Here is a 12,607-nt window from a genome sequence, read left to right on the forward strand (position 1 = left end):
CTACTATGCGTTTACTGGTACGGTTTCTTCAACTGCTTCAGAAACTCGTTCCACAGAAGCACCTAATTGCTGCAATTTTTCATGGAATTTGTAATAGCCACGATCCAAATATTTTAGATTGCGGACACGTGTCCGACCAGTTGAACGTAGACCTAATAAAATTAACGCTGCTGCTGCACGTAAATCCGTTGCATAGACCAGCGCACCTTGCAATTCATGGCCGCCTTCGATCACTGCTACGTTGCCGTCTATTTTGACATGAGCATTCATCCGACGCATTTCTTCTAAATGTTGGAAACGGTTCTCAAATACAGTTTCGTTCACAACACTCGTTCCAGCTGCTAAAAGTTGAATAGCAGACATTTGCGCTTGCATGTCCGTAGGAAAACCTGGATGAGGCATTGTTTTCACATCTGTTGCCTTCAATTGTTCAGGTCCAACGACACGAATCCCTTCAGCTACTTCAGTCACTTCTGCGCCCATTTCGATCAATTTTGAGATCAATGGACGATTGTGTTCTGAGATCGCATCTTTAATAATGACGTCTCCTTGGGTCATCGCTGCTGCAACCATAAAGGTTCCTGCTTCGATACGGTCTTGGACGATCGAATGTTCCACCGCATGAAGGTGATCGACCCCTTCGATACGCATCGTTTCGGTTCCTGCACCAAAGACTTTGGCACCCATTTTGTTTAAAATGTTTGCTAAATCGACGATTTCAGGTTCACGAGCGACGTTTTCAATGATGGTGATACCTTTAGCTTTTACCGCAGCCATCATGATATTTTGCGTTGCGCCGACACTTGGGAAATCCAAGTAAATGCTATTGCCTTTTAACTCATTGGCGATCGCTTCTATGTATCCATCTTTTTGGATGATTTGAGCGCCTAGTGCTTGAAATCCCTTCAAATGCAAATCAATTGGTCGTTTGCCGATTGCACAGCCGCCAGGCATTGCCACTTTGGCATGACCATTACGGGCTAACAAAGGCCCCATGACTACGATTGAAGCGCGCATTTGGCTTACATACTCATAAGGTGCTTCGATCGCTAACTCTTGTGATGCATCGATCGTCATCGTATTGTTTTCTTCTTCAAAATCGATTGCGACATTTAAATGCCGAATCACTTCTTTCATTGTTAATACATCGGAAAGGATCGGTACATTTGTTAATGTCGTTGTTCCTTCTTCCGCTAATAAGCTTGCCGCTAAGATAGGTAGAACAGCATTTTTTGCCCCTTCGATCTTCACTGTTCCAGTTAATCGATTACCACCTTGAACGATCATCTCTTCCATTTATGTTCCCTCCAAATAATGCAGTGACTCACACAAATCTTGCCAATTATAGCATAATATTCGGTGTTTTTGCATATATTAATGAAATTCTTAAAAACCTGTTAAAAATAAATTACGACATAACGCAATCAACTCAAGGAAAAAAGTACTGGCGGTGTAGCCTAATGCAATCGCAAGAAACACCATGACCATTCGTATCTGAGTCGTTCGTAAGGCTTTAAAAAAAGCATCGATCCGCACAGATTGCAATGCCCAAAATGCTAAATAGATGAACGCTAAATGACTCACGATTCGAATGATTACATCAATTCCATACACTTGCATACTTCCTGCTCCTTTTTCATAATTGAACATTCCTATCATACCACAAAGATGTCAAGATAAAAAATAATCTTTCTTGAAACCTTCATGAAAAGACTTTAAAAAGTTTTTAAAACGTTTTCTCGAATAAAAAAAAACAAAGGCAAGATGCCCTTGTTTTTTTAGGAATGTTTTGACACGTTGATTCGATTAATGGCGCGGTGCAAAGCAACCGTTGCGCGACGAAGCTGGTCGATATCTTCGACTTGTTTGGCCTCTTCGATTTGACGTTCTGCACGTTGTTTTGCTCTTTCTGCCCGTGAAACGTCGATATCACGATCACGTTCCGCACTATCGGCTACGATGGAGACAACATTGTCCCGCACTTCAAGGATACCGCCATTAACGGCGACCCAGTCGACGTGAGTATCTGAATCGATACGTTTGACCCGGACTTCATCAATCGTCAAAGGAACGATGATTGGGGCATGATGCGGCAATATACCGATCTCACCATCTGTCGTACGTGCAACCACGATTTTCGCGTGATGATCGTAAACCAAACCAGCAGGTGTCACCACATTGACTGTTAAAAATTGATCCATGAGGTTCCCCTCTTTCTTCAAGGCTGGTTAATTAATAGCCAATTTTTTTCGCTTTTTCAATGACGTCTTCAATTCGTCCTACACTACGGAAGGCTTCTTCTGGAAGATCATCATATTTTCCTTCAAGAATCTCAGCAAAGCCTTTGATCGTTTCTTCAACTGGTACATAAGAACCAGGTTGTCCAGTAAACTGTTCCGCTACGTGGAAGTTTTGCGACAAGAAGAATTGGATCCGACGCGCACGAGCCACTAACGTTTTTTCTTCATCAGACAACTCATCCATCCCTAAGATAGCGATGATGTCTTGTAGTTCGCGATAACGTTGCAACGCATGCTGTACTTCAGTCGCTACTTCATAGTGTTTTTCACCAACGATTTCAGGTGCTAACGCACTAGAAGAAGAAGCTAGCGGATCAACAGCTGGATAGATCCCTTGTTCAGTCAATTTACGTTCCAAGTTGGTTGTTGCATCCAAATGGGCAAAAGCAGTCGCTGGTGCCGGGTCCGTGTAGTCATCGGCAGGAACATAGATTGCTTGAATAGAAGTAACCGATCCTTTTTTTGTTGAAGTGATCCGTTCTTGCAATTGTCCCATTTCGGTTGCTAGTGTCGGTTGATATCCAACGGCAGAAGGCATCCGACCTAGTAAGGCAGATACTTCAGAACCAGCTTGAGTAAATCGGAAGATATTATCGATAAACAAGAGCACGTCTTGTCCTTCTACATCGCGGAAGTACTCCGCTAAGGTCAACCCAGTCAAGGCAACCCGCATCCGGGCACCTGGTGGTTCGTTCATTTGTCCAAACACCATGGCTGTTTTTTCGATAACGCCAGATTCTTTCATTTCATTATAAAGGTCGTTTCCTTCACGTGTCCGTTCACCAACACCTGTGAAGACAGAGATCCCCCCATGCTCTTGGGCAATGTTGTGGATCAGTTCTTGGATCAAGACAGTTTTACCAACACCGGCACCACCGAAAAGACCAACTTTCCCCCCTTTTAAATAAGGGGCTAATAAGTCGATAACTTTGATCCCAGTCTCAAGGATCTCGGTACTTGTTGACAATTCATCAAAGTCAGGAGCTTTTTTGTGGATCCCACTGCGGGGTGCTTCTTCAGGAAACGGTGCTTCTAAATCGATGGTGTCCCCTAAGACATTAAACACCCGTCCTAAGGTTTCTGTCCCAACTGGAACAGAAATGGAGGCGCCTGTATCGATTACTTCCATTCCTCGTTGTAAGCCATCTGTTGATTCCATGGCAATCGTACGGATAACGCCGTCGCCAAGTTCTAAGGCAGCTTCTAACACAACTTTTGTTTTCTGCTCATCTTTTTTGTAAACAATCAACGCATTGTTGATATCTGGTAATGATTGGTCTAGAGAGAATTCCACGTCAACAACGGGACCAATGACTTGAACAATCTTGCCTGAACTCATTCGTATTCCTCCATTCGTTCTTGAAACTATTCTAACGCGGATGCCCCCGCCACAATTTCAGTAATTTCTTGGGTGATCGCTCCTTGGCGCGCTCGGTTATAAGAGATCGTCAAGTCCCCAATAATATTTTTGGCATTATCTGTTGCTGTTTTCATCGCTGTCATTCCGGCAGCATGCTCGGCTGTTTTTGCGTCAACAATCGCACCATAAATCAAGCTTTCAGCGTATTGAGGCAGTAATTGATTCAAAATTGCTTCTCTGGAAGGTTCAAACAAGTATTCTTGTTCATAACTTTCGGCTTCTTCAGGATCTAGATCGGAAATCGGCAACATTTTCTCCACACGAAATTGGCTAGTCAATGAGTTGATGTGGTGGTTATAACACACATATAATTCATCGAAGACTTCGTTTTGGTACATCGTTGTCGCCAATGTTACGATTTTACGCACCTCGTCAAAGCTTGGTTGATCCGAAAGGTTTCTTAGCTCGTACGCCAAATTGATGCCCCGTGCTTTGAAAAAGTCAGCGCCAGTTGCACCAATGGCAATCATGACATACTCTTCTTCTTTTGCATGGTCTTCATCCAGCATGGTCATCATTTGCTTCAAGATGGAACTATTGTAGCCGCCCACTAGACCGCCATCAGAAGTGATGACGATGTAGCCTGTGCGTTTGACCGGACGACTAACCAACATACTGTTATAGTTCACACCATCTTTAGGACCAGAACCTGCAAGATCGGAAAGCTGCTGCGCAGTTAAATGCGTAACGATTTCACGTACTTTGTTGGCATACACTTGAAACTGTTTCGAATGAGCTTCAGATTTTGTTAATTTTGCAGCTGAAACCATTTGCATGGCCTTTGTGATTTGGCTGGTTTTTTTTGTTGAGGCAATTCGTTGCTTGATTTCATTTAATGAAGCAGCCATTTTCTCTCACCTCTTTTTATGCGTTTTGCATTGTCGATATTTTATCTTGGGGTGTCACCCGAGAACCGTTGGATGCCATGAAAATATCTTTGAATGCTTTAATGGTGTCATCTAACAAGCTTTCTTCTGGCAAGTCTTTCGTTGTCCGAATGGTTTCAAAAATCGTCGCTGCATTTGCTTCGATATATTCAAATAATTCTGCTTCAAAGTCCAATAGTTTATTGACTGGTACACTATCAATGAATCCATGCGTCAAGGCATAAAGAATCACGACTTGTTTTTCTACTGCCAGTGGTTCATGCAGTTTTTGCTTCAAGATTTCAACGGTTCGACGACCGCGGTTTAATTTGGCTTGTGTTGCAGCATCTAGATCAGACCCAAACTGCGTAAAGGCCTCTAGTTCGCGATAGCTAGCCAAGTCCAAACGCAAGGTACCGGCAACTTTTTTCATTGCTTTGATCTGCGCAGAACCACCAACCCGTGAAACGGATAATCCAGCCGCTACGGCAGGACGAACACCAGAATAGAAAAGGTCGTTTTCTAAGAAAATTTGTCCATCTGTGATAGAAATCACGTTGGTTGGGATATAGGCTGAAATATCCCCTGCTTGTGTTTCAACAAACGGCAATGCCGTCATCGATCCACCACCTAGTTCATCACTTAATTTCGCTGCACGTTCCAATAAACGAGAATGCAAGTAGAAGACATCCCCTGGGTATGCTTCACGACCTGGCGGACGACGTAGAAGTAGAGAAAGTTCACGATAAGCGACCGCTTGTTTTGATAAGTCATCAAAGACGATCAAAACATGTTTGCCGTTATACATGAATTCTTCCCCCATCGCAGCCCCCGCATAAGGTGCGATATAAAGCAGTGGTGCTGGTTGTGAAGCACCTGCTGAAACCACGATCGTGTAATCAAGGGCCCCGTAACGCCGCAATGTTTCCACTTGTGCACGAACAGTTGAATCTTTTTGGCCAATTGCGACATAAATACAGATCATGTCTTGCCCTTTTTGGTTGATGATCGCATCAATAGCGATCGTTGTTTTTCCGGTTTTCCGGTCACCGATGACTAATTCCCTTTGGCCACGACCGATTGGTACTAAAGCATCAATAGCTTTCAACCCTGTTTGCATTGGTTCCGAAACGGATTTCCGTTGCATAACACCTGGTGCAGCTGCTTCGACTGGGCGTGATTTATCTGTTTCGATCGGACCTAAACCATCGATTGGTTGCCCTAATGGATTTACTACCCGGCCAATTAATGCATCGCCGACAGGAACTTCCATGATTTTACCGGTTCGTTTTACTTTGTCCCCTTCACGAATGGTTTCAAAATCACCTAGGATGATGATTCCGACATCGTTTGACTCTAAGTTTTGTGCCATCCCATAAGAACCGTTTAAAAACTCAAGCAGTTCTCCACTCATGGCATTTTCTAAACCGTGGGCGCGGGCGATCCCGTCCCCAACATATGTGACAGTACCGATTTCTTCTACAGAAAGTTCGTTCTGATAATTTTTAATTTGCTCTTTGATCAAGGCACTAATTTCTTCTGCTTTGATGGCCATCCGATTCACCTCTTATCTCTTGTTTATCTGCCGATTTTTTGTCGCAGATAATCCAGTTGGCTCTTAATACTACCGTCGATCACTTGATGATTTGCTTCAACGATGACACCGCCTAAAATCGTTGGATCGATCGTTTCTTTCAATTGTGCCTGCTTGTACCCAAGCTTATCGGCGATTTGCTTTTCAATTTTGCTTTTTTGTTCTGCTGACAAAGCAACAGCCGTTGTGATCGTTCCGAGAACAAGACCTTGATATTCATCGTAACGACGTTCGTATTCATCAATGATCAGCAATAAATCATCCATGCGATCATATTCGTAAACGATCTCCAAGAAATTTCTGACTAAACCGTCAAAGCCCTTCAGCAATTGATCGACTAATTGTCTTTTCTCATGAAGATCCAAACGGTTATCGGTCACGATTTGGCCGAATGTTGGAATTTCCTGATAAATCTGACGCAAGGTCAATAATTCTTGGTAAACTTCTGTCAAGCGCTGTTCTTCCATCGCCAATTCGAACAACGCTTTTCCATAACGTTTTCCCACTGTAAATTTATCGAGTTTCATTAACTGAACCCAATCCTTCGATATATTGATTGATTAGGGATTCATGATTTTCGGGAGTCAATTCGCGGCCTAAGATTTTTTCTGCGATTTGAAGCGAAAGTTCTGCAACATCATCTTTCACTTCTTTTAACGCAGTTTCTTTTTCAAGGGTGATATCTGAGTTTGCTTTTTCTTTCAAACGAGCCACTTCTTCTTTGGTCTCGCTCAAAATATTTTGCCGACTCAATTCCCCGCTATCTTTGGCGCTCTTGATGATCTCCGCAGCTTCAGAATGAGAACGTGCCAATTTTTCTTGGCGTTCTTTTTCTAATTTTGCTGCATTCAAGCGTGATTGTTCCGCTGAATCCAAATCATTGGCGATTTTATCTTCCCGTTTTTGCATCATGCTGCTGATGGCATCCCATGCAAAATGTTTCAATAAGAATAGCAAAAGAAGAATTGACCCGCTGACAACGATAATATTGCCAAGCATTGGATTTTGAACTTCCGCCATAACCAACTGATTTAGCATAACGATTCTTCCTTTCTGAAAGTCATTGTTTCATTAGAAAAAAGCAAAAACGAGTGCAATTGTTCGTTTCTGCCTTTTCGTGCTCGTCTTATCGGAAGACTAATAACAGCGCGATAACTACCCCTAGAATCGGTACAGCTTCGACTAACGCTACCCCGATAAACATTGTTGAACGTAGTTGACCTGACATTTCAGGTTGGCGTGCCATTGATTCGATTGTTTTTGCGATTACTTGTCCGTTACCATACCCTGCACCAATTGCTGCTCCGATAATTGCTAATCCTGCTCCAATAAAGTTCATTCTTTTTTCCTCCTAATTGTATGTCGATTCGATTAATGTTCTGCCACGATTTTGTGGCTCATAAATACCATGGTCAATGTAACAAATACATAAGCTTGGATCGCTCCAATAAAGAGCGAGAAGCCAATCCAGATCATTTCTAGCGGCATCACGATCGGCAATGACCACCAACCAAGACTAATAAACATGTTGGCAATCAATCCTAATAACACTTCACCAGCGAATATATTTCCATATAAACGCAAGCCTAACGTGATGACATTCGTAAATTCTTCGATGATTTTTAGCGGCAATAAAAAGCCCACCGGTTTCAGATACGAATTGATCAAGTAATTTTTGAAGCCCAACGACTTGATCCCAAAGAAATGTGTCAAGGAAATAACCATAAGTGCAAGTGTCAATGTAACAAACGGGTCTGCTGTCGGACTTTTCCATAAGGTAATGTCATCTGTCGTCACGATTTTTGTGACTAAGCCGATCTCATTTGCCACAAACACAAAAAGAAACATTGTTACACCGAGCAAATGAAAGTTGTTCACTTGAGATCCTGGTAGATTGTCCGCCACGATGCCACGAACAAAGTCAATGACCCATTCAATGAAGTTCTGCTTCCCTTTCGGTTTCATTTGCAGGTTACGTGTACAAATAAAGACCACCAAAAAAACAATAATACAAGAAATGATTGTCATCATAGCTACAGTTCCATCAAACCATATAGGACCGATATGAAACATAAGCGATTTATCTTCCAATCTTTCTCACCTCTTTTCCTGTCATCTCCAGAAAAAATCTGGTGTTACAATGCGTTTCCTCTCATAACAATCGGTATCATACCACCACGAATGGAAAATTTCAAAGCATTTTCAAGAAAATTAGACAAAAAACTCACAATGCCAAAATTCCTAAATTAATTGAAAAATCCTCGTGTCGCTATGTGGAAGAAAAAGCCTGTTATATCAACAGCTTTCCCTTAAATGCTACCAAATTTAGCGTGATTTTCAAAGCAATAACCTCTATCGGATTCTAAAAGAAGTTCTTAGAAAATTAGAAATTTCTAAGAACTCGGTCAATTTGTCTTTCTTGATCTTTGCGTTTCAAGGATTCCCGCTTGTCATATTCGCGTTTTCCTTTCGCTAAACCAATCAAAACTTTGGCATAACCATCCTTGATATACACCTTTAATGGCACAATCGTCATACCGGTATTTTTTGTTTCGCCAATCAGACGAGCGATCTGCTTTTTGTGTAGCAACAGTTTTCTCGTCCGCAATGGATCGTGATTAAAAATGTTTCCTTGCTCGTAAGGACTGATATGCACATTGACTAAGAATGCCTCACCGTTACGAATGCGTACAAAGCCGTCTTTCAAATTGATCCGGCTGTTACGGATCGCTTTGATCTCTGTTCCCTGTAAGACGATCCCCGCTTCGATCGTATCGAGGATCGTGTAATCATGGCGGGCCTTTTTGTTTTGGGCGATTAATTTCCCTTCTCCTTTAGGCACGGGCCATCCCTCCAATTATTTTTTCTTGATTCCTTTGTAAAAAGGTTTTTTCTTTTTCACTTTGCCAGCTTTTTTCGGCTTGCCTTTGCCTGATTGCTCAAAGCGTTTCCCTTGGTTTTTCTCAGGGTTTCGTTGTTTTTTCCCGCGACGGTCCGCTTCATTTTTTTGATTGTTGTTACGTTTGTTGGCTTTTGGTGCTTGCAGTTTTTCAACTTCTTCTGCTGCTACCAGTTCGAAATCGATCTCTCTTGTTTCTGGATCAGCCTTTACGACTTTGATGCGAACTTTCTGACCAATTTTAAAGGTCAGGCCTGTCCGTTCACCCACAAGTGCCAGATGGTTTTCCAAATAATGGAAGTAATCTTGCTTCAGATTATTGATATGGATCAACCCTTCAATCGTGTTAGGCAGTTCAATAAACAAGCCAAACTTAACGACGGAACTGATGATACCGTCAAACTCTTCTCCTACTTTATCGGCCATATACTCAGCTTTTTTAAGCGCATCGACTTCTCTTTCTGCATCGACTGCTCGTCGTTCCATCTGGGAGCTGTGCATGGCGATGTCAGGCAAGATTTCCGCCCATTTGTTTTGGTTGGCTTCAGAGACATCTTCACTGTAAGAACGAATCAAGCGGTGTACGATCAAGTCGGGGTAACGACGGATCGGTGATGTAAAGTGGGTATAATCTTCCGCTGCCAAACCATAGTGGCCGACGTTTTCTTCTGAATACTTCGCTTGCTGCATACTTCTTAGCAGCATTGTATTGACAACCATTGCCTCTGGCTTATCTGCGACATCTTCAACCACTTTTTGCAATTGTTTTGGTGAGATCGAGCCATTGGTCTGCTTGACTACGATCCCTAAAGCAGATGCAAAATCAAAGAAGCGGCGCATTTTCTCTTCTTTTGGTTCCTCATGGATCCGGTAAATAAATGGTAAATGCTTCTGATTGAAATGACGCGCCACGGTTTCATTGGCTGCCAACATGAATGATTCGATCAATCGTTCGCCGACGCCCCGTGCTCGTAGAACGATTTCTTGCGGGTGTCCTTCTCCATCGACCAAGACTTTTGCTTCTCGGTCTTCAAAAGAAACTGCCCCACGTTTGATGCGCATCGCTTCTAACACGTGATGCAAGGCGGCCATATCATGGAACATCGGTACTAATTCCGCATATTCTTTGGTGGTTTCTGGATCATTGTCTTCAATGATTTGATTGACTGCTTGATACGTCATACGGGCACTTGTTTGAATAATACTTTGGAAAATATTGTAATCTGTGACGATCCCCTCTTGGTTGATCCACATTTCACAGCTCATAGTCAACCTTGGGACATTCGGATTCAACGAACAGATCCCGTTTGATAAACGCTGTGGGATCATCGGAATCACACGATCCGTAAGATAGACACTCGTTCCCCGATCAAACGCTTCTTTATCCAATGCGCTGTTTTCGGTCACATAATAAGAAACATCGGCGATATGCACGCCCAAATAGAAGCTACCGTCAGGCAATGCTTTTACGGTCACCGCATCATCCAAATCTTTGGCATCCGCTCCATCGATTGTTACAATCTGTTGATCTCGTAAATCCCGCCGTTCCGGAAAGTCGGCAGGATCGATCGTATCTGGTACTGCATCTGCCGCTGCTAAGGTTTCTTCCTCGAATTTTGTTGGAATCCCGTTCGCCACGACGATCGATAATATATCCATTCCAGGATCGTTTTTATGTCCTACAACTTTCGTGATCAACCCCTCTAAGCTTTTCGAATAACCTTTTTCTGGGTAATGGCTGATTTCAACGATCACAATGCTCCCATCTACAGGTCGAATCCCTTGAGCACCAATAAACACCTTTAACTCACTTAGTTTTTTATCTTTAGGCTGAACAACGCCATATAGATCCGACTCTTCGATCTCTTTTTCATCAAATAATGTAAACTCGCCGACCAACTGACTGATGGCCCGTTGTTTGATCTCAACGACTTTCCCCTCTGCACCACGATCTGAGAAAGGATCCGCAACGTGCACGATGTCCACAGCAACGGTATCGCCGTCCATGGCATAGCCTGTTGCTTCTTTAGGGATATAAATATCGTCTTCTTCTTCATCCAACGTGACAAAGCCGAAGCCCCGCTCGTTGGCACGGAAGGTTCCTTCCACAAACACTCGTTTCATGGGTAATTTCACTTTGCCTTTTTTGTTAAAAATCACGCTGCCTTCTCGTTCCATCGCCGCTACTGTCTGAACAAGATTCTTAAAGTCTGTACTTTTTTGAAGTCCTAGACCTTCAGCAATTTCTTCCATTGAAAAACTTTTTTTGCGGCTTTCTTCGAGAAACTGAATGATTTTTGTTTTAATCGTTTCTGTCATAACTCACTCTTTCCAAGCAAGTGTTTCTAAGAAAGCAAACACATCCTGCTCTAATTTTTTCCGTTCTGGTCCAACGGTCACCACATGACCGCTTTCGGGATACCATTGAAGCGTATAGGGAACATGGGACAGTGCCCCTGCTGTTTTGAAAACCGTCTGTGGATCGATCATTTGATCCTTTCCTGCTTGTGCTAGAAAGACTGGGCGCTCGATTTTCCCTAAATGCCCAGCTGTGGTTTGTCCGACTGTTTCGATCCCTTGCAGTTGCTCTCTGACCTTACGAGGGACTTCTGCCAATATTTCTTTTTGGGTCGCCTCGTCTAAATCAGCATAGGGTATGACCATTTCAGCATACTTTTCAAAATTGACTGGCACTTCATTCTTGGTTTCAAATAGTGGCGAACAAAACAGTCCGCCCCCCATCAATGTTGGATCTTGTGTCAAACGATCCATCGCTAAAATCCCGCCCATCGAAAGTCCAAGAACGGCAACTTCTTCATAGCCTTTTTCTCTTACATAAGTAACTGCATCTGCAGCATCCTGCTGCCAAACAGCCATCCCTTGATTTAAGATATCATCTGGATTGGGCGTACCATGTCCAGTAAACATCGGCGTATAAACCGTGTAGTCTTTTTGTTCTAACGAACGACAAAGCATACGCACATCGTTAGGACTACCTGAATAGGCATGGAACAAAATGACTGCTCGCTTGCCGTGTTCAGCAAAAACCGGTTTTGGTTGATTAAATGTTTTCATGTTTCCTTTCACCTCACGTCCAATTCTACCATAGTTAAGAAGAATACTTCGACAAATGCGATCAAAATCTTCCCCTTAAAAAGAAAAAAACCTCTCTTTACGAGAGGTTCGCTAGCAAAATGATTAGTTTGATGAAAGAAAAGCCAAAATAAAGAGCAAGACCATCCAAACAAAACCTAAAATGGCCGTTGAGCGCTGCATCACTGCTTCAAATCCACGGGCTTTTTGCTTACCAAACAATTGATCCGCACCGCCAGTAAAGGCACTAGCTGCACTATTTTGCTTGCTAGGCTGCATCATGATCGTAATGACCATTAAAATCGAAATAACAATTACAGCAGTTAATAAGATATTATACACGTTAGCTCCTCCTTGCTTGCTAAAGTCGTCCTTTCTATTTTAGCATTTTTCGCTAGAAATTACTACTCCCTTTTTGTCATTGCTCGTTGCGTG

14 protein-coding genes are annotated in these 12,607 nt (G+C 42.8%); all 14 read right to left on the reverse strand.

Annotated features, from left to right (window positions below):
- Nucleotides 1-3: 3 nt before the first annotated feature.
- The gene (gene murA, locus IGK63_RS11740; protein ID WP_016612592.1) at nt 4-1,296 is read right to left on the reverse strand and encodes a UDP-N-acetylglucosamine 1-carboxyvinyltransferase; all 1,293 of its coding nucleotides are present in this window, start codon (nt 1,294-1,296) and stop codon (nt 4-6) included.
- Nucleotides 1,297-1,386: 90 nt separating this feature from the next.
- The gene (locus IGK63_RS11745) at nt 1,387-1,620 is read right to left on the reverse strand and encodes a DUF1146 family protein (RefSeq protein ID WP_034872034.1); all 234 of its coding nucleotides are present in this window, start codon (nt 1,618-1,620) and stop codon (nt 1,387-1,389) included.
- Between the two features lie 158 nt (nt 1,621-1,778).
- Complete coding sequence (locus tag IGK63_RS11750) at nt 1,779-2,201, reverse strand: F0F1 ATP synthase subunit epsilon (RefSeq protein ID WP_005228716.1); 423 nt, start codon at nt 2,199-2,201, stop codon at nt 1,779-1,781.
- A gap of 31 nt (nt 2,202-2,232) precedes the next feature.
- Nucleotides 2,233-3,639: a F0F1 ATP synthase subunit beta gene (gene atpD / locus IGK63_RS11755; protein ID WP_005234377.1), complete on the reverse strand. Its 1,407-nt coding sequence runs from the start codon at nt 3,637-3,639 to the stop codon at nt 2,233-2,235.
- 26 nt (nt 3,640-3,665) lie between these two features.
- Nucleotides 3,666-4,568 (reverse strand): F0F1 ATP synthase subunit gamma, encoded by a 903-nt coding sequence (locus tag IGK63_RS11760; protein ID WP_005228710.1) that lies wholly within the window; start codon nt 4,566-4,568, stop codon nt 3,666-3,668.
- Nucleotides 4,569-4,584: 16 nt separating this feature from the next.
- Nucleotides 4,585-6,141 carry a F0F1 ATP synthase subunit alpha gene (gene atpA, locus IGK63_RS11765; RefSeq protein WP_429972508.1) on the reverse strand — a complete coding sequence of 519 codons (1,557 nt, stop codon included), beginning with the start codon at nt 6,139-6,141 and terminating at the stop codon, nt 4,585-4,587.
- Between the two features lie 23 nt (nt 6,142-6,164).
- The gene (locus IGK63_RS11770; protein ID WP_016612590.1) at nt 6,165-6,707 is read right to left on the reverse strand and encodes a F0F1 ATP synthase subunit delta; all 543 of its coding nucleotides are present in this window, start codon (nt 6,705-6,707) and stop codon (nt 6,165-6,167) included.
- Complete coding sequence (gene atpF, locus IGK63_RS11775; RefSeq protein WP_016612589.1) at nt 6,694-7,218, reverse strand: F0F1 ATP synthase subunit B; 525 nt, start codon at nt 7,216-7,218, stop codon at nt 6,694-6,696. Before atpF ends, IGK63_RS11770 begins: the two co-directional genes overlap by 14 nt.
- 88 nt (nt 7,219-7,306) lie before the next feature.
- Entirely contained in the window at nt 7,307-7,519 is a 213-nt protein-coding gene (atpE, locus tag IGK63_RS11780; protein ID WP_005228705.1) for an ATP synthase F0 subunit C, read from the reverse strand.
- A gap of 32 nt (nt 7,520-7,551) precedes the next feature.
- Nucleotides 7,552-8,271, reverse strand: a complete 720-nt coding sequence (gene atpB / locus IGK63_RS11785) for a F0F1 ATP synthase subunit A (RefSeq protein WP_008380872.1) — start codon at nt 8,269-8,271, stop codon at nt 7,552-7,554.
- Nucleotides 8,272-8,563: 292 nt separating this feature from the next.
- Nucleotides 8,564-9,022, reverse strand: a complete 459-nt coding sequence (gene smpB, locus IGK63_RS11790) for an SsrA-binding protein SmpB (RefSeq protein WP_008380870.1) — start codon at nt 9,020-9,022, stop codon at nt 8,564-8,566.
- Between the two features lie 15 nt (nt 9,023-9,037).
- Nucleotides 9,038-11,398: a ribonuclease R gene (gene rnr, locus IGK63_RS11795; RefSeq protein WP_016612588.1), complete on the reverse strand. Its 2,361-nt coding sequence runs from the start codon at nt 11,396-11,398 to the stop codon at nt 9,038-9,040.
- Nucleotides 11,399-11,401: 3 nt separating this feature from the next.
- Nucleotides 11,402-12,154, reverse strand: coding sequence for an alpha/beta hydrolase (locus IGK63_RS11800; RefSeq protein WP_005234371.1), 753 nt, complete (start codon nt 12,152-12,154; stop codon nt 11,402-11,404).
- Nucleotides 12,155-12,277: 123 nt separating this feature from the next.
- Nucleotides 12,278-12,514 carry a preprotein translocase subunit SecG gene (secG, locus tag IGK63_RS11805; RefSeq protein WP_005228700.1) on the reverse strand — a complete coding sequence of 79 codons (237 nt, stop codon included), beginning with the start codon at nt 12,512-12,514 and terminating at the stop codon, nt 12,278-12,280.
- Nucleotides 12,515-12,607 lie beyond the last annotated feature (93 nt).

Origin of the sequence: Enterococcus sp. AZ040, from assembly GCF_050499185.1 — a bacterium.
In the GTDB taxonomy this organism is placed as follows: domain Bacteria; phylum Bacillota; class Bacilli; order Lactobacillales; family Enterococcaceae; genus Enterococcus_D; species Enterococcus_D entomosocium.